Consider the following 20,060-nt stretch of genomic DNA (forward strand, 5'->3'; position numbering starts at 1 on the left):
GCCCTTTTCGTAGCGCTTGGAGAGCATCTGGAAGACGAGGTTCGCCTCGTCACGTTCCAGTGGGAGGTATCCGACCTCATCGACCACGAGGACGTTGGGCCGTAGGTAGGTGCGGAGTTTGCTGGCCAGGCGGCCGATGGAGTCGGCGGCTTTGAGCTGGCGGACCATGTCGTCGAGGGTCGTGAAGTAGATCGTGTAGCCGGCCCGGCAGGCGGCGACCGCCAGGGCGACCGCGAGGTGTGTTTTCCCTACTCCCGGCGGGCCCAGCAGAGCAACATTGGCCCTGGCCTCGACGAACGCGAGGGTGGCCAGGTCCTTGACCTTCCTGGGGTCGAGTTACTGGACCGTAGTGACGGTCGAGCCCGGTCGGGCCGGTCTTCACCGTCGGCAGAACAGAGCGTGCGTGTGGGCTCGTGGGTGGTGAAATGGAGTCGCCACCGCCTGGTTCTGCGGGTAGTTGTTTGAGCATGACCTTCTCATCCGAACAGTTGCTCCCGGGGACGCAGCGTGCTCTGCTGCACTGCATCGCCACCGCGCAGTCGGAAGGCCGCGCGCCCTCGCTCGTTGCCGCAGTACAGCGGCAGGGGCGGACCGTCTGGAGCGGATCCCGCAGTTGCGTGGACGGCCATGCTCCCGACAACGACACACAGTTCAGGATCGGGTCCCTCACCAAGACCTTCACCGCGGTGCTGGTCCTGCGCCTGCGTGACGAGGGCCTGCTCGACCTGGACGATCCGCTGGAGAAGCATCTGCCCGGCACCGACGTCGGTGATGTGACGATCCACCAACTGCTGGGACACAGTGCGGGACTCGGTGCCGAGGCGCCCGGGCCCTGGTGGGAGCGGACCCCGGGCACGCTGCGGCCCGAGCTGGCCGATGTGCTCGGCGAGGAGACGCGGATGTACAGTCCGGGGCACCGTCACCACTACTCGAACCCCGGCTACACGCTGCTGGGCGCCCTGGTCGAGAAGGTGCGCGGGGCGAGCTGGGCGGAGGTGCTGCGACGCGAGATCCTGGAACCGCTCGGCATGAACCGCACCAGCCTCCACCCGCAGGCGCCGCACGCGGGCGGCTGGGCCGTGCATCCCTGGGCCGACGTCATGCTGCCCGAACCGGCCGAGGATCTTGGGCTGATGGCCCCGGCCGGCCAGCTCTGGTCCACCATCGACGACCTTCTGCGCTTCGCAACCCTCCTGGCCGAGGGGGACGACCGGGTGCTCTGCGCCGACTCCGTGGAGCAGATGCGCGAGCCGTCCGCACCGGCCGAGCACGGCGACTGGCACTTCGCTTACGGTCTGGGGCTTCAGGTGGCGCACATCGGCGGCCGCACGCTCATCGGACATACGGGCTCGCTGCCCGGCTTCCTGGCCGCCCTGTGGATCAGTGTCGAGGACGATGTGGCGGCCGTCGCGCTCACCAACACGACGTCGGGTCTGATGATCGGTGGCCTGGCCGCCGACCTCGTGAACATCGTGGCCGAGTCCGAGCCCCGCATCCCCGAGCCCTGGCGCCCGCTGCCGGAGGTGGATGCCGAGCTTCTCGCGCTGACCGGTCCCTGGTACTGGGGCACGCGCCCGAATGTCCTGCGGATGGCCTCGGGCGGCGGGCTGGAGCTGGCGCCCCTGCAGGGTGCCGGCCGCGGCGCCCGGTTCACCGCACAGCCCGACGGCACCTGGATCGGTCTCGACGGCTACTACGCGGGGGAGACGCTGCGGGTGGTCCGGAACAGCGACGGCAGCGTGAACCATCTCGATCTGGGCTCGTTCGTCTTCACGCGGGAGCCGTACGACCCGGCCGCAGCTGTTCCCGGCGGTGTGGACGAGGGCGGATGGCGGGGCCTGGGAGCCTGAGCGTCACGTTTCACGTGAAACGGGAGGGGGCGGTCGGTTCAGGCCGTCAACTCCCGTTCCAGCGGGGTGCGGAAGCGCGGAGTGACCCGTGCCTGACCCACCCATTGCGAGAACCGGGATGCTTCCGCTTCGATCGCGGCGGAAGCGTCCCGGCCGATGTCGGACAGCAGCCGCCAGACCGGCTCGCCGTCGGCTCGCTGGGCCCAGCCGCCCACGATCCGCCCGTTCCACCACACGGTCGGGCCGATGTTGCCGGACCGGTCGAAGAGAGCCTCCCGGTGCCCGGCCGACAGGTGGAACGCGCGATCGGCCCATCCCATGGCGCTGGGGTCGAGAGCCGGAAGCAACGCGGCCCAGGGTTCCGGGGCCGGTTCCGGCTCCATGTCCTCCGGCAGCACCCATCCCACCGCTCCGTTGTCCAGCCGGACCTCCTCGGCCCCGACGGCTGCCAGTGCCTTGCGCGCCTGGCCCAGCCCCCAGCCCGTCCACCACTTGAGATCGGCCTCGGTCGCCGGACCGTAGGAGCGGAGCCATCGCAGGGCCAGCTCGGCCCGTGCCTGTGCGGGGTCATCGGCCGGCCAGGGCTCGGAGGCTGTCCAGCGGAACTGGCTGGAGGTCCAGGAACCGCGTGGCCGGTCCCGGCGGATGCGGCCTTCGGCCGCCAGGATCCGGATGACACGGGAGGCGACGCCCTGCACGCCCTCGGCCTTCTTGCCGGGGAAGACGGTGATCTTCGTACGCAGAGCGGTCACGGCGACGGAGAGTTCGGTGCCGGTGGCGGTGCCACGGTCGGCGAGAGTGGCCAGGGTCTGCTGTTCGGCGTCGGCGAGCCAGCGCTCGTCCAGACCGTTCCCGTCGTCCGCGAGGTGCTTGAGGAAGGTCCGGCGTTCCTTGGCGGCCACGGCCCTGGCGTTCGACGCGTCGACGCAAGGGGCGAGTTCCCGCGACACGACGAAGAGGGTGTTCCGCATGGAGAGCTGCCGGATCAGCGAGACGTCCCCGTAGAGAGCCTGCTCCACCGGGACGATGCCCGCCTCGGACAGGCGGGCACAGGTGGAGAGGAAGACGGTAGCGGCATCGGTTGCGTGCAGCGCTACGACCGCGTCGGCCACGGAGACCGGGGATGCGGTTCGTAGGGACGGGGCCAGGAGATGGCGTCGGCCGAGCCTGATCCTGCGCTGCTCGTCACTGATGCGGTGCATGGACGACCCCTTCCCGGATTCCGAAGTGCGATCAGAGTGCGAGCTTGAAGCCCACATGGCTGGCGGTGAAGCCGAGCCGCTCGTAGAAGCGATGGGCGTCGGTCCGGGTCGCATCCGACGTCAGCTGGACCAACTGGCAGTCCTGGCGCCGGGATTCGTCCACGGCCCACTCGATCAGCAGGGTGCCGAGGCCGCTGCCGCGCTCGTCGGCATGGATGCGTACGCCCTCGATGACCGAGCGGGTCGAGCCGCGCCGGGAAAGTCCGGGAATCACGGTCAGCTGCAGGGTTCCGACGACACGGCCCTCGCGCACGGCGACGACCAGGTGCTGGTTCGGGTCGTCCACCAGCCGCCGGAACGCGGCGTGGTACGGGGCCAAGTCGTCCGGCGACTCACGCTGTGCACCCAGCGGGTCATCGGCGAGCATGGCCACGATCGCGGGGATGTCGTCGAGGGCAGCCGGCCGTATTTCCAGATCGCTCATGATCGGCAGGGTACGCAGATCGTCCGGGCAGCGCGGGATTTTGTCCGGCCTCGCAGGCCCCTGGCGACCACGCGGTGACTCAGGCGACCTGCACGGGGGCCTTCAGCTCCTCGACCGCCCTGACCAGCGGGGCCAGTTCGGGGGACTTCGCGGCCTCGTCCAACGCCGCGCGCAGCGCGCTGTCATTGGTCGGCCGGGCCTCGGCGAGCAGGGCGAGGCCGGCATCAGTGACATCGGTGTAGATGCCGCGGCGATCGGTGTCGCAGAGATACCGCATCAGCAGTCCGCGGTCCTCCAAGCGGGTGACCAGGCGGGTGGTGGCGCTCTGGCTGAGCACGACCGCGTCCGCGACCTGCTTCATCTGGAGATGCCCACCGGGGCCGTTGTGCTGCCTGCTCAGGACGCCGAGCAGGGAGAACTCCCGCACGCTCAGCCCGTGCCCGGACTGCAGCGCCCGCTCGATGCGGGCCTCGATCTTTCCGTGAAGCAAGGAGAGAGCGCACCAGCCCTGGGAGAGGGCGGTCAGTGCGGGATCTGTCGCTGTCATGGGGTCTCTCCTCCGTGTAGGAGCCGCTTGCCACCAGGATAGGCGACTGCCGCAATAGACCGCGCTTGCAATTAATCGGCGTCTGCAATTATTGTGAGCGCTTGTAAGGCGCAGATGCAATCTTCAGGGAAGGTGAAACCCATGCCGCTCGCGCTCCTAGCCCTCGCCATAGGGGCTTTCGGTATCGGGACCACCGAGTTCGTGATCATGGGGTTGCTCCCCGAGATTGCCGCGGACTTCCAGGTCTCGATCCCGACCGCGGGGTTCCTCGTCACGGGCTACGCCCTCGGCGTCGTCCTCGGCGCCCCGCTGATGACGGCCCTCGGCACCCGGGTCACCCGCAAGCGCATGCTGATGCTGCTCATGGGCCTGTTCGTCGTGGGCAACGTCGTCTCCGCGGTTGCCCCGGTCTTCGGTGTCATGGTCGCCGGCAGGGTGATCGCCTCACTCGCCCATGGCGCCTTCTTCGGCATCGGAACGGTCGTCGCGGCCGACCTGGTCGCTCCCCAGAAGAAGGCCGGGGCGATCGCCATGATGTTCACCGGTCTCACCGTGGCCAATCTCGTCGGTGTACCGCTGGGCACCTACATCGGACAGAGCACCGGCTGGCGGACCACGTTCTTCGTCGTCGCCGTGATCGGTGTGATCGGCCTTCTCGGTGTCGCCGGGCTCGTCCCCGAACAGTCACGTCACGAGGGCGTACGGCTCCGCGACGAACTGGCCGCGTTCCGCAATGTGCAGGTCCTGCTCGCCATGGCGATGACCGTCCTGGGCTTCGGCGGAGTCTTCGCCGCGATCACCTACATCACTCCGATGATGACCGGGATCGCCGGATACTCCGCGTCGTCCGTCACCTGGCTGCTGGTCCTCCTCGGACTGGGCATGGTGGGCGGCAATCTGATCGGCGGCAGATTCGCCGACCGCCATCTGATGCCCCTGCTGTACGTGTCGCTGGGCGCCCTCTCCGTGGTTCTTGCCCTGTTCACGCTGACTGCTCACAACAAGATCGCCGCAGCCGTCACCATCGCGCTGATCGGTGGCCTGGGCTTTGCGACCGTGCCGCCGCTGCAGAAGCGGGTGCTCGACCAGGCGGCCGAAGCTCCGACCCTTGCCTCCGCGGCCAACATCGGTGCCTTCAACCTCGGCAACGCGCTCTCGGCGTGGCTCGGTGGCCTCGTCATCGCGGCGGGCCTCGGCTACACCGCTCCCAACTGGGTCGGCGCGGCTCTGGCTGCCGCCGCCCTGGCCCTCGCGGTCGTCTCCGGTGTGCTGGAACGCCGCACGGTCACGCCCAGCAGGCTCGTCGCCCGGCACACCCCTGAACCTACCTTTGCCCCCGCAGCCCGGCGCTGAGATCCCCCTCCCGCGCAGACATCCCCTCCCACAGGTGCGGCACCTCACCGCACCGCGCCACATCGCACCAAGGAGCCCCCCCATGAACACCAACACTGTCGCCGTCGCCCCACTGACTACCCCGGACGCCGAAGCGCTCGTCGATGCGGCCCATACCGCTGCCGAGGCCGCAGGTGTCGCGGTTGCCGTCACCGTCCTCGACGCGGGCGGCCACCTGCTGGCCTTCCGGCGGGACGACCGGGCCGTCCTCATCGCCGGCGAGACCAGTACCCGCAAGGCGTACACGGCCCTCCAGCTCAACGCCCCCACGGCCGACCTCGTCGACGCGGTCCAGCCCGGCGGGCTCTTCCACACACTGCCCACCGCCCTCGACCGGCCGTTGCTCTTCATCGCCGGAGGCGTTCCTGTCCACCGCGACGGCCGGCTCATCGGCGCCATCGGCGTCGGCGGAGGCGCCCCCGACCAGGATCACGGCTTCGCGTCGGCCGCCGTGAAGGCTCTCGTCTGACGCACTCCTCAGGCCGCGCAGGTCTCCGCGGTCAGCCCGTCGCCACGGTCAGCGGGGCGAAGCGACGGGTCCAGTCGCCCGGCAGGTCCGAGATCCCATGGGTCATCACCGTGGTCACGGAGCCGGGCCGCAGGCCGGACTCCTCGAACCAGCCGAGCAGTTCGGTATGGCGCGCGTCGATGTCGGCGCGCAGGGGCCGATCGGTCGCCTCCGCGAGAGAGGCGACGAGTGCCTGAGCCGTGGCGGTGTCGTGGGCGATCAGCGGGCCGACCACATGGGCCCCGTCGCTCGGCCAGGCCGCCGCGTATCCGATGAGTTGTCCCTCGTTCTGGGCGACCCGGATGTGGTCGGCGTACGCGGGCAGCCGGGCGAGGACATGGGTCCGGTCGGTACCGAAGACGTCCGAGTCCAGCCGGACCATGGCGTGCAGATCCTCCGCTGTGGCCGGGCGAACAGTCACGGCGGATCCGTCGTCGGTCGGCCGGAGAAAGCCGGTGACCCGCTGGGAGCGGCCCACGACCGAGAAGCCGAGCTGCTCGTAGAGCGGTTGCCCCGCGGCTGTCGCGTAGAGGCTGAGCGGTGTGTCTCCGGACTCGGCGATCACCCGGTTCATCAGATGCCGCGCGACCCCCTGCCGCGCGTAGCGCTCCGCGACGAGCAGCATGCCGATGGCGGCCAGCTGCGGGCCGTAGGAGGTCACCACACAGCTGGCCATCAGCCCCTTGCCCCCGGGATCGTCCACGCCGTAGCCGGTTCCGGCGGAGAGGAGCAGGCCCCACCGGTGCTCATCGCGTGGCCAGCCACGGTCTTCGCAGAGATCGGCGCAGGCGACCAGGTCATCCTGGGTGAGGCGCCGGAGGGGCAATTCGGCTGTCGGGCGGAGCAGTGAGCTGGGCATGGAGGTCAGGCTGTCCGACGCGGTGTTCGCTCGTCCAACCCTTTACCGGCTCCGGCCGAGCGGCGCAGCCGGTGGCTGCGCCGGGTCGGTCCCCATGGCTTCAGCACCGATATCGCGGTGATGAAGAGGTAGGCCGCCGTTGCCACGGACGGAGCGACCACCAGGTCGGCATCGACGGTGCCACGCGTCGCTGCCTCGTCGATGCCGGGCCGCAGGGAGAAGACGGACAGCGCCACGGTGATCAGGGTGAGCCAGAACTTCGTCCAGACCCATCGGTGCCTGGCCAGCCCCCATGGCGTACCGAGTGCCAGAACGAGACCGCTGAACAGCGAGAACAGGGCGACCGGCACGATCAGCCAGTCCCCGAAGACCTTCATGGCGCGGGTGGCGGCCCGTGCGGTGGCGGGGTCCGCGGTGGAGAAGGCCGTGATTGCGAGGGCCAGCAGTCCGACGGTCAGTCCCAGCCAGCCGACGGATACCGCGACATGCGCCACGAGGAGGCTGCGGCGAGCGGAGCGCTTGAGTGGTTTCACGTGAAACACGGTGCCAGGAGCGGGGCGATCGGGCGTCCGACAACGGGAGTAATCGCGCGTACTGGCCTCGGAGTACAGAACGCTCTCCTCTGCGGCCCTGACCGGCAGGTGAATTGCCGCCTCGGCGGGTACGGATGCGCTCATGGGCGCCTGTCATGGGTTCACGGCCCGCCCGTGTCCCCCACAAGGCATGCTGTGCCGGGGGACCGCGGGCAGTGGCCGACCGGCGACCGTCAGCAGGGCCCGACCGCGTCCGCGGACAAGTAACCGCGGGCAGTTCCGGTGCGTAAGGCGACCACGAGACGTACGAGGCGAGGCACAGTATGGATGCTCCGGCCACCGGGTGGACCGAAGACGGAACGCACAGATCTGCCGACGCGGTCCTGATCCATCACACCCTGACCGAGATCTCGCCTGTCGCGGACCAGGCGACCTCGTACTTCTACGCGCTGCTCTTCATACGTCACCCCGAACTGCGTGACCTGTTCCCGGTCGCGATGGACGTCCAGCGTGACCGGCTCCTCCGCGCGATCCTCACCGCGGCCGACCGGCTGGACGATCCGCGTTCGCTGGCCGAGTACCTCGGCGAACTGGGCCGGGGACACCGCAAGTACGGCACGCTGCCCATGCACTATCCCGCGGTGGGGGAGGCGCTCATGGGCGCCCTGAGCCGCTACGCGACCACCACCTGGGACGGCGAGACCGAGGCGGCCTGGGTGCGCGCCTACACCGCGATATCGCAGATCATGATCGACGCGGCCGCCGAGGACGAGCAGCGGGCCCCTGCCCTGTGGCACGCGGAGGTGGTGTCACACGACCTCAGGACCCGCGACATAGCGGTGCTCACGCTCTGTCCCGACCAGGCCTATCCCTTCCTCGCGGGCCAGTACACGGCCGTGGAGACCCCGTGGTGGCCCCGGGTCTGGCGGCACTATTCCTTCGCCTCGGCGCCCCGCCCCGACGGCCTGCTCACCTTCCATATCAAGGCGGTCCCGGCCGGCTGGGTCTCCAACGCCCTGGTGCACCGGGCCCGGCCCGGGGACATCCTTCGCCTCGGCCCGCCCACGGGCTCGATGACGGTCGACCACTCCACCCACAACGGTCTGCTCTGCCTGGGCGGGGGCACCGGCATCGCCCCCATCAAGGCGCTCGTCGAGGATGTCGCGGCGCATGGCGACCGGCGTCCCGTGGAGGTCTTCTACGGAGCGCGCAGCGATCACGACCTGTACGACATCGAGACGATGATGCGGCTCCAGGACACCTTTCCCTGGCTCGTGGTGCGGCCGGTGGTCGCCACCGGTCCGGAAACGGCAAGAGGCCTGATGAGGGGACTGCTGCCCGAGGCGGTGCGGCAGCGCGGCCCGTGGCACGAGTACGACGCCTACCTCTCGGGCCCGCCCGGCATGATCCGCAGTGGCGTGGACGCGCTCAGAGGCACCGGCATGCCCGCCGAGCGCATCCGGCACGACTTCATCGAGGACCTGACCACGACCGGCCCCGCCTGACCACGACGGCCGCCATCGCGCCCGGAGCGGCGGCGGTCAGCCCAGGTCGGGCGCGTGCATCGCGCGTACGCCCTCGATGTTGCCGTCCAGGTAGTGCCGCAGCGACAGCGGCACGAGGTGGACGGCGGCGATCCCCATCCGGCTGAACGGCACCCGCACGATGTCGTACTCCCCGCAGGGATCGTCGATCTCGGGCCCGTGCCGCTGGGCCGGGTCCATCGACTCCAGCCGGCAGACGAAGAAGTGCTGGACCTTTACACCCTTCACCCCGCCGCCCTCGATGTGCTCCACGGTGTCGACGAAGCAGGGGACCACATCGGTGATCTTGGCGCCGAGCTCCTCGTCCACCTCGCGGTGCAGGGCGTCGACGACGGTCGCGTCCTCGGGCTCGACCCCGCCACCGGGCGTGAGCCAGTAGGGATCCACCCCGGGCTTGGTGCGCTTGATGAGGATCAGGTCGTTGCCGTCGAGCAGGATGGCGCGTGCGGTGCGCTTGACCACAGGACGTTCGGTCATGGCAAGAGCGTGGCCCGCGGAACCGGTTCTGAAACACCGGACGGGTGCCGGGCCGTCCTGTGCTCACCAGTCGGTGGCGGCCCGCAGCAGCCACTCGTGCGCCCGCGCGATGTGGGGCAGTGCGAGCGTGCCGGTCCGCACGGCCAGGAAGTAGGTGCGCAGGGGAGGCACAGGCGGGTCCAGGAGCGCCACGACCTCGCCCCGCTCCAGTGCTCTCTCGCACAGATAGCGCGGCAGCACGGCGAGTCCGGCGCCCGCCGCGGCGCACTCCAGGACCGCCCGGAGATCCGGCACGATGACGGCCCCCGCGACGGCCGGCCGGCTCTCGAAGACCGAGGCCCAGTAGCGGGAGACGAGCGGCAGGCTCTCGTGGACCTCCACGACCGGCAGTTGGTCCAGCACCACGGGCCCCTTGTGCCGCAGGGTTCCGGGCCCGAGGCGCCCGGCCCAGCGCGCCGCGGCGACCAGCACGTGCTCCTCGTCGCAGAGCGGAGTCGCGGAGAGCAGCCCACCGCGCGGACGGGCCGTCGCGATGGCCAGGTCGTGGTGTCCGGCGGCCAGCCCTTCCAGTGCCTCCTCGGCGCCGGTGAAGAAGGAGCTGCGCAGGGCCAGGCCCTGGCCGACGAGAGGGGCGAGCGCCGGCAGGGCGCGCATCGAGGTGAACTCGGGCGGTCCGGCCAGATGCAGGGTCCGTACGCCCGACTCCTCGTCGAGTCCCGTCTCGGTGATCTCGATCAGCGCGTCCAGATGGGGCGCCGCCCGGTGCGCAAGTTCGTCGCCGATGGTCGTCGGGGTCACGCCGCGGGCCTTGCGCAGGAAGAGCGGGCGGCCCAGCTGCCGCTCCAGGGTCCGGATCTGTGAGGTGACCGCCGGCTGGGAGAGGCCGAGCAGGGCGGCGGCCCTGGTGAAGGAGCCGGCCCGGTGCACCGTGAGGAACGTGCGCAGCAGGGCCAGGTCCATGTCTTGTCCTCCCACCCTCGCGACGCTTCGGACCCGTACAACTATAAATATGTCGATAGGTCTCTGTCGCTACCGTGATTGGACACTGACGGAGAGTCAACTAGCCTTGTTCGGGCGGTTCTTCGCAGGGGGAACCGGGGCGGTCCGAGCCACGAGGGGGGAGGCTCGGACCGCCCGAATCGCTGTTGCCTAACCCAGCGCCGCGTCCAGCGCCCGTTCCACATCCGCCACCAGGTCCGCCGGGTTCTCCGCGCCGACCGAGAAACGGATGAAGCCTTCGGGCACGGCGTCACCGCCCCAGCGGGCCCGGCGCTCGGCGGTGGAGCGCACACCTCCGAAACTCGTAGCGTCTTCGACCAGCCGTAGCTCGGTCAGGAAGCGCTCGGCCCGTGCGCGGTCGGGCAGTACGAACGACACCACGGAGCCGAAGCGCCGCATCTGCCGTACGGCCTTCGGATACGAAGGGTCGGTGGGCAGCCCGGGATACCGCAGCCCGGTCACCTCCGGCCGCTTGCCCAGCGCCTCCGCCAGCGTCAGGGCGGTGGCGCACTGACGGTCGATCCGCAGCTCCAGCGTGGCCAGCGAGCGGTGCGCGAGCCAGGCCTCCATGGGGCCCGGAATGGCGCCGACCACCTTGCGCCAGCGCCGCACTCCCGCTGTCAGCTTCGGATCGCGGCAGGTCACATGGCCGAGCAGGATGTCCCCGTGCCCGGTCATGCCCTTGGTGTCACTGGCCACCGAGAAGTCGGCCCCCAGCTCCAGCGGGCGCTGGCCGAGCGGTGTGGCGAGGGTGTTGTCGACGGCCACCAGAGCGCCGGCCGAGTGCGCCGCCTCGACGAGCCGGCGCACGTCGCAGACGTCGAGTCCGGGATTGGACGGGGTCTCGATCCACAGCAGCCTGGCGCCTTCGAGCACCGCCAGCTGGGCATCGCCACCGGTGGGCGCGGTCCGTACCTCGACCCCGTACGCCTCCAGCTGCTCACGCACCAGCGGCAGGGCCTGATAGCCGTCGTCGGGCAGCACCACCACGTCGCCGGTGCGTGCCTGGGACAGCAGCACGGCCGAGATCGCCGCCATCCCGGAGGCGAAGACCGTGGTTTCGACGGGCTCCCCCGGTGCCTCCAGCTCGCCGATGGCGCGTTCCAGATGGGTCCAGGTCGGATTGGTATCCCGGCCGTAGGTGTACGGACCGGTCGGTTCACCGGAGAGATGGAAGTGCGCGGCGAAGACCGGACCGGGCAGAGTGGGCTCGAACTGCTCCGGTTCGGGCAGCCCGGCCCGTACCGCCCGGGTTCCGTCACCCGTGGTGCTCATACCGCTCCCTCACTTCTCTCCGGTGTGCCACTGGCCCTGCCTGCACTGTTTCAGCAGGCCTCGGATCAGTCCTCGTCGGGCAGAACCACGTTCAGCGCCCAGGACACGATCGAGATGATCAGGCCGCCGAGCACGGCGGTCCAGAAGCCCTCGACGTGGAAGCTCAGGTCGAACAGACCGGCCAGCCAGGAGGTCAGCAGCAGCATGAGCGCGTTGACCACCAGCGTGATCAGCCCGAGCGTGAGGATGAAGAGCGGCAGGGTCAGCAGCTTCACGATCGGCTTGACCACGAAGTTCACCAGGCCGAAGAGCAGGGCGACCAGGATCAGCGTGAGCGCCTTGCGGCCGGTGCTGCCACCGTTCAGCGTGATGTCCTGGATCAGCCAGATGGCCACGGCCAGCGCACCTGCGTTGGCGATCGTCTTGACTACGAAATTCTTCATGTGTCTGATCGTGGCAGACGTGATCGGTGGCGGACACCGGCAGTGCAGAGGCAAGGGGCGCAGGCCATGAAGGCATTCAGACTGGACGAGCTGGAAGCGGAGCGGGCCGCCAACGACGGCGCGTATCTGCAGTTCGTGAAGGAACGGAACATGTCCGTCGGCCTGTACGCGCTGGATGCCGGTGAGCTCGACCCGCAGCAGCCGCACAACCAGGACGAGGTCTACCTCGTCGTCAGCGGCCGTGCCTCGATCACGGTCGGCATGGAAACCACGCAGGTGGGCAGAGGAAGCGTGGTGTACGTACCGGCCGGTGTCGCCCACAAGTTCCACCACATCACCGAGGACCTGCGGGTGATGGTGGTCTTCTCCCCGCCGGAGAGCTGAGCCGGTCCACCGGAGGGAGAGGGTCCTGTCTCAGGGATCCCTCAGGGGTCGATCAGGGGACTTCAAGGGCTGCGCGGCCCCCGTCGGCCCCCTCCGCGCCCCTAGCATCGAAGCAGGAACTCAAGGAGACGAGGTAGGGACGATGGCCGTGCGGGAGATATTCGCTGGGATGCCCTGGTGGGTGAAGTGGATCGCGGTGCCGGTCATCGCGATCGTCGTGTTCGGCGGTCTGATCGCCAGCGTGCTCGGGTTCGTGATCGAGGTGCTCTTCAAGGTCCTGGTCTTCGTGATCCTGGTCGGTGGGCTCATCTTCGTCGTACGCAAGTTCATGTCATCGTCCTCCTCGCGCGGCGACTGGTAGGACGATCGGAGACCGGCCGGGGCGTTAGCCCAGGTGAGCTAAGCGGAAGGCGAAACGACGCCCCTCGCGGACCCTGCCGATACAGTGGCAGTTCGCTGCCAGCGCCTGGGAATTAGCAGTCCGTCACCACAATGACCAGTGGTTTGTACGGCGTTCGGTCTCCGGACCCCAGCCATGCGGCAGCCCGTGGGGGCGGCCCCCACAGGCGGGCTGACCACCCGTCACCATGCCTGGGGGTGACTGTTGACCACGGCATCGAGCACTGCTGCCCCGACGCTGATCGGTTCGGTGCAGCGAGCGCTGAGGTTGCTGGAAGCCGTGGTCGCCCATCGTGACGGGGCGCCCGCGAAGCAACTGGCCAGGGAGGCGGGCCTTCCTCTTCCCACGGCCTACCATCTGCTGCGCACCCTGACGCATGAAGGCTATCTGCGCCGGGAGAACGGCGTCTTCCTCATGGGGACCGCGGCGGAACGCCTGGTCGGCGAGGGGGCGTTGCAGAATCGCCGCAGCAGGATGGCCGAGTCGCTGGACCGCTGGCGGGACATCATCGGCGCACCGGTGTACTGCGCCGTCTACCGCGAGGGCGAGATCGAGCTCGTCGCGGTCGCCGACACCCCCGCCAATCCCGCCGTCGACGAATGGGCGTCCTTCCGGGAGACCGGGCACGCCCACGCGATCGGCCAGTGCCTGCTGAGCCAGCTCGACGAGAAGGCCCGCGAGGACCATCTGGACCGTCACCCTGTGCGTCCGCTGACCCGCTACTCGGTGAAGGACCGCGCGGCGCTCCTCGAACGACTGCGGTCGCTGGGACGGATGGAACCTGTCATCGAGCGACAGGAGTACGCCCTGGGCACGGTCTGCGCGGCCATCCCGATCACAGCCGGATTCACCGCCGCCGCGATGGCGATTTCCGTACCCCTGGAACAGGAAAGTCGATTGCTCCCCGCAGTCGAACAACTACGTGGCGAAGTGGCCAACCTCTTGCGTTCGTTCGTGTTCTCTATCAGTATCTGAAAAATCACTCCTTGTGATCTGCTATCGCGTGCACCACGATGGCGTCAATAGGGCCATGGGGGATCATTCCTGGCCAGATTCATCTACTGCGGGGTTGAACGATGCGCGAGTCGGTTCAAGCTGAGGTCATGATGAGTTTCCTCGTTTCCGAGGAACTCTCTTTCCGGATCCCGGTGGAGCTCCGGTACGAGGTCTGCGATCCGTATGCGATCCGGATGACCTTCCATCTGCCAGGTGACGCCCCCGTCACCTGGGCATTCGGCCGTGAGCTGCTGCTCGACGGCCTCAACAGCCCCAGTGGTGACGGTGATGTGCACATCGGACCCACTGAGCCCGAGGGGCTTTCCGACGTACATATCCGGCTTCAGGTCGGCGAGGACCGGGCCCTCTTCAGGGCTGGTACGGCACCACTTGTGGCGTTTCTCGACCGTACCGACAAGCTTGTGCCGCTCGGGCAGGAGTGCACGCTGGGTGACTTCGAGGGAAACCTGGAGGATGCCCTGGGCCGGATCCTTGCCGAGGAGCAGAACGCCGGCTGACGGGAACGGGCGCCGCCGACCGGCTCACCGGTCGAACACGGCACCTGCCGAATGGGTGAATTTCTCACCTGACGGAGACGTTCAAGGCTTCGTCCTACGACGACGGCCTTTCCCGGCCCGTACGGGTGCCGAAGCTCCGGCTTCCGCGCCGAGCCCTGTGCGGTCCGCGGAGACGACCAGCGCAGCGAGCACCGTCGTCACCGGCACCGAGGCGACCAGTCCGATCGAGCCGACCAGCGTTCGTACGATCTCCTCCGCCACCAGCTCGCTGTTGGCCACCGTCCCTACGCTGCTCTGCGCGATGGAGAACAGCAGCAGCAACGGCAGTGCGGCGCCCGCGTAGGCGAGCACCAGTGTGTTGACGACCGAGGCGATGTGGTCGCGTCCGATCCTGATCCCTGCCCGGTAGAGGCCTCGCACACCCAACGTCGGGTTCGCCTGGTGCAGTTCCCAGACCGCCGAGGTCTGGGTCACGGTCACATCGTCGAGGACCCCGAGCGAACCGATGATGACACCGGCCAGCAGCAGGCCGCTCATGTCGATGTGCGGGTACAGGCCGTGGATGAGGCCGGTGTTGTCATCGGTGTTGCCGGTCAGGCTCGCCCAGCCGATGAAGAGCGACCCGAGCAGTCCGATCAGCAGCAGTGAGATCAGCGTGCCGATCACCGCGACCGATGTGCGGGCGGTCAGGCCGTGGCACATGTAGAGCGCGATCAGCATGATGGCACTGGCCCCGACCACTGCGACGAGCAGCGGATTCGAGCCCTGGAGAATGGCCGGGAGGATGAACAGGGTCAGCACGGCGAACGACACCGCGAGCGCGACCAGTGCCATCACCCCGCGCATGCGGCCCACCGCGACCACGACCAGGGCAAAGATCCCGGCCAGCAGGGCCATCGGGAACTTCCGGTTGACGTCCGTCACCGAGTACTGCAGATCGCGGGGCGCGTCCGGGGCGTACGCCACGACCACGCCCTGACCCTGGCGCAACTGGCGCGGGGAGTCGGGCTGGACGATCTCGACGAAGGTGCGGCCCTTGTCGTGACCGGCCGTCACCTCGACTGTGGCCTTCTTGCACAGTCCCCTCTCGTTTCCCGAGGGCGGTGTGGTGTCCCCGCTCATGGGCGTCTGGACCGCATTCACGTCCTTGCAGTCCACCATGTCGATGTTCACCACCTTTCCCTGCTGGGTCTGCCGGTCGAATCCGACGCCGGTCCGCTCGTGCGCCGACGCACCGCCCGGCCAGAGCGCCACCAGACCGACGAGGACGGCGGTGGCGAACGGGATCAGGACGGCCGCGATGACCTTGCGCAGATGTTTGGAGACGGGCGCGGCAGGGCCGTGGCTGTGCGAGTGGCCGTGCTGATGGCCCTGCGGTTCGTGGTCGATATGGAGGGACGTCACCGGCCGATCATCGCAAGAAGGGACGGGCCCTCTGTTCATTACGCCGGACGGGGGGCTAGCGTGGAGGGACCTTTGCACACGCGGGAGCTCGGAGCACCGGGCTGAGAGGGCGCTGATATCCGTACGTCTGTACGGGAGGGGCTGCGCCGACCGCCGAACCTGTTACCGGGTAATGCCGGCGTAGGGAGTAGGTCTCATGACCACAGCGGACGCACGCACGCCTGCCTCGAATCAGAGCGACGAGGCCGGGAAGTCCATCGGCTGGCACAAGGGGTACGTCCAGGGCTCGCGCCCGGACCTCCGGGTGCCGGTCCGTCAGGTGCACCTCACCAACGGCAAGGACGTGACGCTGTACGACACGTCGGGTCCGTACACCGATCCCACCGTCGAGACCGACGTCCGCCGCGGCCTCGCACCGCTGCGGGAGAACTGGATCGTCGCCCGCGGCGACACCGAGGAGTACCCGGGCCGCCCCGCCCGCCCCGAGGACGACGGGCTCAAGCACACCTCGCCGCGAATGGGGTCTCCCCTGCTTGAGCGAAGCCGAGAGCTCGGGGAAGGGCTGCGCAACCTCGACGCGGTTTTCCCCGGCCGCCCGCGACTGCCGCGCCGCAGCCGCGACGGGCAGCCGGTGACCCAGCTCGCGTACGCCCGCCGGGGCGAGATCAGCCCGGAGATGGAGTACGTGGCGATCCGGGAGAACGTCGAGCCCGAGATGGTGCGCGAGGAGATCGCGGCCGGCCGGGCCGTGCTGCCGGCCAACGTCAACCACCCCGAGACCGAGCCGATGATCATCGGTAAGCGGTTCCTGGTGAAGGTCAATGCCAACATCGGCAACTCCGCGGTGACGTCCTCCATCGAGGAGGAGGTGGAAAAAATGACGTGGGCGACGCGCTGGGGCGCCGACACCGTCATGGATCTGTCCACCGGCCGCAACATTCACACCACCCGTGAGTGGGTTCTGCGCAACTCCCCCGTGCCGATCGGCACCGTTCCGCTCTACCAGGCCCTCGAAAAGGTCGACGGGCGGGCAGAGGAACTCACCTGGGAGATCTACAAGGACACCGTCATCGAGCAGGCCGAGCAGGGCGTCGATTACATGACGGTCCACGCCGGCGTGCGCCTGCCGTACGTCCCGCTGACCGCCCGCCGCAAGACCGGCATCGTCTCCCGCGGCGGCTCGATCATGGCGGCGTGGTGCCTCGCGCACCACAAGGAGTCGTTCCTGTACGAGCACTTCGAGGAGCTCTGCGAGATCCTCGCGAGCTACGACGTGACGTACTCGCTGGGCGACGGGCTGCGTCCCGGCTCGATCGCCGACGCCAATGACGAGGCGCAGTTCGCCGAACTGCGCACGCTGGGCGAGCTGAACGCGGTCGCCAAGCGGTTCGGCGTCCAGACCATGATCGAGGGCCCGGGCCATGTCCCGATGCACAAGATCAAGGCGAACATCGACCTTCAGCAGGAGATCTGCGAGGAGGCGCCCTTCTACACGCTCGGCCCGCTGACCACCGATGTCGCGCCGGCGTACGACCACATCACCTCGGGCATCGGCGCGGCGATGATCGCATGGTGGGGGACGGCGATGCTCTGCTACGTCACGCCGAAGGAGCACCTCGGCCTGCCCAACCGGGACGATGTGAAGACCGGCGTCATCACCTACAGGATCGCGGCGCATGCGGCGGACCTGGCCAAGGGACACCCGGGAGCGCAGGACTGGGACGACGCGCTCTCGGACGCCCGTTTCGAGTTCCGCTGGGAGGACCAGTTCAATCTGGCTCTCGACCCGGACACCGCACGGGAGTTCCACGACGAGACGCTGCCCGCCGAGCCGGCGAAGACGGCGCACTTCTGCTCGATGTGCGGGCCGAAATTCTGTTCGATGAAGATCTCCCAGGACATCCGGCGCGAGCACGGCGGTTCGCAGACGGAGATCGAGGCGGGCATGGCGGAGAAGTCCAAGGAGTTCGCGGCGGCAGGCAACCGGGTCTATCTGCCGATCGCGGACTGATCCGGGACTCGGGCCTGTCCGGCGGATCGTGGCCGGACAGGCCCGAGCGGTGGCCCCGGAGGCTCCGGCTTCCGGGGCGACCGGTCCCGCCGTTCGCTAGTGCGGACCCGGTCAGTCGAGCTCGTGCTCGGGACCGCCGAAGTCGGGGCTGGTGAAGTCCGGTGAGGTGAACGTCGGGCGGGGGCCCGCCGCCGGGCCGTCGCCCGGGCTGGAGAAGTCCGGCCGGCTGTAGCCGACCTTCGGGATGCGGTTTGCCGAGGGCAGCGGGGTGCGCGCGGCGGGACCGGCCTCGGGATCGGCGAGCGCGTCCCGCAGGAACGGCAGGATGCCGCGCTCCAGCAGGGCATGGCGCCACGCCTCCCTGGCCCGTGCCACGTCCTCCGGCAGTTCGTCCTCCTCGTCGTCGATGGGCTGCGAGTCCGATCCGTTGCGCAGCGCGGTGATGAGCAGCCCGACGGCGGCGGCCAGGATGGCTGCGGCCGTGACCGCCGCGAAGAACCAGCCGGCGGAGACCATGGTGGAGGCGAACGATGGTGGCGGGTCGAGCAGCCTCAGCAGATAGCCGGCCAGCAGGAATATGAACGCGGCGGTACCGGCGAGCACTGGCGCCAGGACCGTGACCACGGCTCCTATGCCGGCGCCCGACTGATGCGGACGGGCGGCAGCGGACCCGGTGCCCGCCCCGTGGTCCTCCCCTTCGGCGGAGCCGCGCAGTTCCTCGCGGGCCTGCACATAGTGCTTGTACTCGGTGGCGGCCGTGGAGGTGATCAACTCCGTGGCGTCCAGTGCCATGGTGCGCAGCTGTACGGCGTTGAGCCGCTCGCCGACCGCGGCCAGATCCGGCCGTTCATGGGCATGGCGCAGTGCGTCGTCGAGGATCCGCTCGTACTCGGGTCGGTCCTCGGCCAGCAGGTGCGGAGCGCTGTTCATGTGCATCCCCCGATGCTCCGTCGGGCCTGAATGCCCGATCAGGACGGCAGTCGGGCGGAAACGGAGGAGAGCCTGCTACTGATACGCCGATGGTAGAGCGCCCACGGCACGGGGTGACAGGGGGTTTCCGTAATTAGGCCCGGTGTTCGGCGTGCTCAGTTCCTGGGAGCGTCTTCCCAGAAGAACGTCAGTCATGCAGGGGCAGTTGGACGACCAGTAGCTTTCCGGCCATGGTCACTCCGCCGTCCATGGCGATGGCGAGCCCGTCCGCGTACACGTGCGGACCCTCGACCACGGGGCCGGAGCCGTCCTCGCCGTCCTCCGAACCGACCTCTCCGAGGAGGTACGGAATGGGGCTGTGACCATGGACGATGCGCTGTCCGCCGTAGGCCGCCATCAGCTCCCGGACGGCCTGCGGACCCGACTCGTCGCGGAAGGCGAACCGCTTGGTGAGCTTGCGGAAGAGGTCCCAGCACTCATCGGCGTCGTTACGCGTGAGGATGGCGTGCACCGTGTCGTTGACGTCCTCGATGGTGGTGCCGTATTCGAGGTAGGCCGTCGTGTCGGAGTGCATCAGCAGATGCCCGTCCTCCTCGACGATCGCGTCGAGCCGTGACATCCACTGGAGGTGGACGTCCTGAAGCCGCTCCATGTCGTTCTTCTGGCCGCCGTTGAGCAGCCAGGCGGCCTGGAACGTGGCGGTGCCCGCGCCGGAGTTGACCGGGGTGTCGCTGAACCGCTTGGCGCCGAGGAGCAGCAGTTCATGATTGCCCATCAGGGCCTTGCAGTAGCCGCCGGCGGCCGCGGCCTCGGCGGACAGGCGCATCACGAGGTCGATGACCCCGATGCCGTCGGGGCCCCGGTCGGTGAAGTCGCCGAGGAACCAGAGCCGGGCATTGCCCGCCGACCACTTGCCGTCGGCGTCGATCAGGCCCTGCTCGGCGAGGGCGGCGTGGAGCTCGTCCAGATAGCCGTGGACGTCGCCGACGACGTACAGCGGTCCGAGGCCCTGGTCCGGGACGGGCCGCGGGTCGGGGACGGCTGCCACCTGCAGGGTGTCACCGCGGTTGATCACGGGAAGATCGCGCGCGGTGGGCGTGTACCCCTCCGGCGGCTCGCCGCCGGGCACGGCGTTGCCCGGGTGCGGTGGCGATGGCGGCACTGGGGTCTGGGCATAGGGCGGTACGCGGAAGTCGCGCAACGTCGCAGTCCGCACCACGGGTTCCTGACCGGCCCCCTGTGTCATCGACCCCTCCACCACCGTCGCGCCGCCGTACACCTGACGGGCCCTGCTGGTCGGGGCG

The 20,060-nt window shown here is 69.0% G+C and carries 21 protein-coding genes and 1 pseudogene; 9 read left to right on the forward strand and 13 right to left on the reverse strand.

The features are described from left to right. Nucleotides 1-336 (reverse strand): annotated as a pseudogene (locus BT364_RS28890) (ATP-binding protein); the annotation flags it as partial. 131 nt (nt 337-467) lie between these two features. On the opposite strand from BT364_RS28890, the gene BT364_RS28895 reads away from it, so the two are divergent. Continuing rightward, nucleotides 468-1,850 carry a serine hydrolase domain-containing protein gene (locus BT364_RS28895; RefSeq protein WP_072488272.1) on the forward strand — a complete coding sequence of 461 codons (1,383 nt, stop codon included), beginning with the start codon at nt 468-470 and terminating at the stop codon, nt 1,848-1,850. A gap of 38 nt (nt 1,851-1,888) precedes the next feature. Here BT364_RS28895 and BT364_RS28900 read toward each other — a convergent pair whose 3' ends face one another. From BT364_RS28900 to BT364_RS28910, 3 genes are all read right to left on the reverse strand, one after another. Continuing rightward, entirely contained in the window at nt 1,889-3,052 is a 1,164-nt protein-coding gene (locus BT364_RS28900; protein ID WP_072488184.1) for a winged helix DNA-binding domain-containing protein, read from the reverse strand. Nucleotides 3,053-3,083: 31 nt separating this feature from the next. Further along, on the reverse strand, nt 3,084-3,536 hold the full coding sequence (locus BT364_RS28905; protein ID WP_072488185.1) for a GNAT family N-acetyltransferase: 453 nt from the start codon (nt 3,534-3,536) through the stop codon (nt 3,084-3,086). Between the two features lie 79 nt (nt 3,537-3,615). Beyond that, nucleotides 3,616-4,083, reverse strand: a complete 468-nt coding sequence (locus tag BT364_RS28910) for a MarR family winged helix-turn-helix transcriptional regulator (RefSeq protein ID WP_072488186.1) — start codon at nt 4,081-4,083, stop codon at nt 3,616-3,618. 141 nt (nt 4,084-4,224) lie between these two features. On the opposite strand from BT364_RS28910, the gene BT364_RS28915 reads away from it, so the two are divergent. Together BT364_RS28915 and BT364_RS28920 are read left to right on the forward strand one after the other, a co-directional pair. After that, nucleotides 4,225-5,436 carry an MFS transporter gene (locus BT364_RS28915; protein ID WP_072488187.1) on the forward strand — a complete coding sequence of 404 codons (1,212 nt, stop codon included), beginning with the start codon at nt 4,225-4,227 and terminating at the stop codon, nt 5,434-5,436. Nucleotides 5,437-5,518: 82 nt separating this feature from the next. Beyond that, nucleotides 5,519-5,944, forward strand: a complete 426-nt coding sequence (locus BT364_RS28920; protein ID WP_072488188.1) for a GlcG/HbpS family heme-binding protein — start codon at nt 5,519-5,521, stop codon at nt 5,942-5,944. Nucleotides 5,945-5,975: 31 nt separating this feature from the next. On the opposite strand, the gene BT364_RS28925 is transcribed toward BT364_RS28920, so the two are convergent. Then, nucleotides 5,976-6,842, reverse strand: a complete 867-nt coding sequence (locus BT364_RS28925) for a GNAT family N-acetyltransferase (RefSeq protein WP_072488189.1) — start codon at nt 6,840-6,842, stop codon at nt 5,976-5,978. A gap of 5 nt (nt 6,843-6,847) precedes the next feature. Then, nucleotides 6,848-7,375 (reverse strand): DUF2269 domain-containing protein, encoded by a 528-nt coding sequence (locus BT364_RS28930; RefSeq protein WP_072488190.1) that lies wholly within the window; start codon nt 7,373-7,375, stop codon nt 6,848-6,850. Between the two features lie 323 nt (nt 7,376-7,698). On the opposite strand from BT364_RS28930, the gene BT364_RS28935 reads away from it, so the two are divergent. Continuing rightward, nucleotides 7,699-8,880, forward strand: a complete 1,182-nt coding sequence (locus BT364_RS28935) for a globin domain-containing protein (RefSeq protein WP_072488191.1) — start codon at nt 7,699-7,701, stop codon at nt 8,878-8,880. Nucleotides 8,881-8,916: 36 nt separating this feature from the next. Here the strand turns inward: BT364_RS28935 and BT364_RS28940 are convergent, their stop codons facing one another. The 4 genes from BT364_RS28940 to BT364_RS28955 all read right to left on the reverse strand — a co-directional run bounded on the left by BT364_RS28940 (nt 8,917) and on the right by BT364_RS28955 (nt 12,113). After that, a complete protein-coding gene (locus tag BT364_RS28940; protein WP_072488192.1) occupies nt 8,917-9,396 on the reverse strand; it encodes an NUDIX domain-containing protein in 480 nt (159 codons plus the stop codon). A 63-nt stretch (nt 9,397-9,459) separates the two neighbouring features. Further along, nucleotides 9,460-10,356: a LysR family transcriptional regulator gene (locus tag BT364_RS28945; protein WP_072488193.1), complete on the reverse strand. Its 897-nt coding sequence runs from the start codon at nt 10,354-10,356 to the stop codon at nt 9,460-9,462. 189 nt (nt 10,357-10,545) lie between these two features. Further along, on the reverse strand, nt 10,546-11,670 hold the full coding sequence (locus BT364_RS28950) for a cystathionine gamma-lyase (RefSeq protein ID WP_072488194.1): 1,125 nt from the start codon (nt 11,668-11,670) through the stop codon (nt 10,546-10,548). Nucleotides 11,671-11,735: 65 nt separating this feature from the next. Then, on the reverse strand, nt 11,736-12,113 hold the full coding sequence (locus BT364_RS28955; protein ID WP_072488195.1) for a phage holin family protein: 378 nt from the start codon (nt 12,111-12,113) through the stop codon (nt 11,736-11,738). A 66-nt stretch (nt 12,114-12,179) separates the two neighbouring features. Between BT364_RS28955 and BT364_RS28960 the strand changes: the two genes are divergently transcribed. The 4 genes from BT364_RS28960 to BT364_RS28975 all read left to right on the forward strand — a co-directional run bounded on the left by BT364_RS28960 (nt 12,180) and on the right by BT364_RS28975 (nt 14,411). Further along, entirely contained in the window at nt 12,180-12,497 is a 318-nt protein-coding gene (locus BT364_RS28960; protein ID WP_072488196.1) for a cupin domain-containing protein, read from the forward strand. 148 nt (nt 12,498-12,645) lie between these two features. Further along, entirely contained in the window at nt 12,646-12,858 is a 213-nt protein-coding gene (locus BT364_RS28965; protein ID WP_072488273.1) for a DUF5326 family protein, read from the forward strand. A gap of 243 nt (nt 12,859-13,101) precedes the next feature. Then, nucleotides 13,102-13,872 (forward strand): IclR family transcriptional regulator, encoded by a 771-nt coding sequence (locus BT364_RS28970; protein ID WP_107408330.1) that lies wholly within the window; start codon nt 13,102-13,104, stop codon nt 13,870-13,872. 101 nt (nt 13,873-13,973) lie between these two features. Beyond that, nucleotides 13,974-14,411 (forward strand): SsgA family sporulation/cell division regulator, encoded by a 438-nt coding sequence (locus tag BT364_RS28975; protein WP_072488197.1) that lies wholly within the window; start codon nt 13,974-13,976, stop codon nt 14,409-14,411. An 81-nt stretch (nt 14,412-14,492) separates the two neighbouring features. Here the strand turns inward: BT364_RS28975 and BT364_RS28980 are convergent, their stop codons facing one another. Next, nucleotides 14,493-15,854 carry a YibE/F family protein gene (locus BT364_RS28980; RefSeq protein WP_079179681.1) on the reverse strand — a complete coding sequence of 454 codons (1,362 nt, stop codon included), beginning with the start codon at nt 15,852-15,854 and terminating at the stop codon, nt 14,493-14,495. Between the two features lie 157 nt (nt 15,855-16,011). On the opposite strand from BT364_RS28980, the gene thiC reads away from it, so the two are divergent. Continuing rightward, entirely contained in the window at nt 16,012-17,826 is a 1,815-nt protein-coding gene (gene thiC / locus BT364_RS28985) for a phosphomethylpyrimidine synthase ThiC (protein ID WP_072488199.1), read from the forward strand. Between the two features lie 111 nt (nt 17,827-17,937). Here thiC and BT364_RS28990 read toward each other — a convergent pair whose 3' ends face one another. Together BT364_RS28990 and BT364_RS28995 are read right to left on the reverse strand one after the other, a co-directional pair. Continuing rightward, nucleotides 17,938-18,762, reverse strand: a complete 825-nt coding sequence (locus BT364_RS28990) for a hypothetical protein (RefSeq protein WP_072488200.1) — start codon at nt 18,760-18,762, stop codon at nt 17,938-17,940. A 181-nt stretch (nt 18,763-18,943) separates the two neighbouring features. Further along, complete coding sequence (locus tag BT364_RS28995) at nt 18,944-20,002, reverse strand: metallophosphoesterase (RefSeq protein WP_072488201.1); 1,059 nt, start codon at nt 20,000-20,002, stop codon at nt 18,944-18,946. Nucleotides 20,003-20,060 lie beyond the last annotated feature (58 nt).

Source organism: Streptomyces atratus (assembly GCF_900119365.1).
In the GTDB taxonomy this organism is placed as follows: Bacteria; Actinomycetota; Actinomycetes; order Streptomycetales; family Streptomycetaceae; genus Streptomyces; species Streptomyces atratus_B.

Coding starts and splice junctions, on each gene's coding strand:
- BT364_RS28910 (WP_072488186.1), bottom strand. CDS start 4,083: ATGACAGCGACAGATCCCGCACTGACCGCCCTCTCCCAGGGCTGGTGC.
- BT364_RS28895 (WP_072488272.1), top strand. CDS start 468: ATGACCTTCTCATCCGAACAGTTGCTCCCGGGGACGCAGCGTGCTCTG.
- thiC (WP_072488199.1), top strand. CDS start 16,012: ATGACCACAGCGGACGCACGCACGCCTGCCTCGAATCAGAGCGACGAG.
- BT364_RS28920 (WP_072488188.1), top strand. CDS start 5,519: ATGAACACCAACACTGTCGCCGTCGCCCCACTGACTACCCCGGACGCC.
- BT364_RS28990 (WP_072488200.1), bottom strand. CDS start 18,762: ATGCACATGAACAGCGCTCCGCACCTGCTGGCCGAGGACCGACCCGAG.
- BT364_RS28945 (WP_072488193.1), bottom strand. CDS start 10,356: ATGGACCTGGCCCTGCTGCGCACGTTCCTCACGGTGCACCGGGCCGGC.
- BT364_RS28980 (WP_079179681.1), bottom strand. CDS start 15,854: ATGAACAGAGGGCCCGTCCCTTCTTGCGATGATCGGCCGGTGACGTCC.
- BT364_RS28940 (WP_072488192.1), bottom strand. CDS start 9,396: ATGACCGAACGTCCTGTGGTCAAGCGCACCGCACGCGCCATCCTGCTC.
- BT364_RS28995 (WP_072488201.1), bottom strand. CDS start 20,002: ATGACACAGGGGGCCGGTCAGGAACCCGTGGTGCGGACTGCGACGTTG.
- BT364_RS28925 (WP_072488189.1), bottom strand. CDS start 6,842: ATGCCCAGCTCACTGCTCCGCCCGACAGCCGAATTGCCCCTCCGGCGC.
- BT364_RS28935 (WP_072488191.1), top strand. CDS start 7,699: ATGGATGCTCCGGCCACCGGGTGGACCGAAGACGGAACGCACAGATCT.
- BT364_RS28950 (WP_072488194.1), bottom strand. CDS start 11,670: ATGAGCACCACGGGTGACGGAACCCGGGCGGTACGGGCCGGGCTGCCC.
- BT364_RS28960 (WP_072488196.1), top strand. CDS start 12,180: ATGAAGGCATTCAGACTGGACGAGCTGGAAGCGGAGCGGGCCGCCAAC.
- BT364_RS28955 (WP_072488195.1), bottom strand. CDS start 12,113: ATGAAGAATTTCGTAGTCAAGACGATCGCCAACGCAGGTGCGCTGGCC.
- BT364_RS28905 (WP_072488185.1), bottom strand. CDS start 3,536: ATGAGCGATCTGGAAATACGGCCGGCTGCCCTCGACGACATCCCCGCG.
- BT364_RS28900 (WP_072488184.1), bottom strand. CDS start 3,052: ATGCACCGCATCAGTGACGAGCAGCGCAGGATCAGGCTCGGCCGACGC.
- BT364_RS28915 (WP_072488187.1), top strand. CDS start 4,225: ATGCCGCTCGCGCTCCTAGCCCTCGCCATAGGGGCTTTCGGTATCGGG.
- BT364_RS28975 (WP_072488197.1), top strand. CDS start 13,974: ATGCGCGAGTCGGTTCAAGCTGAGGTCATGATGAGTTTCCTCGTTTCC.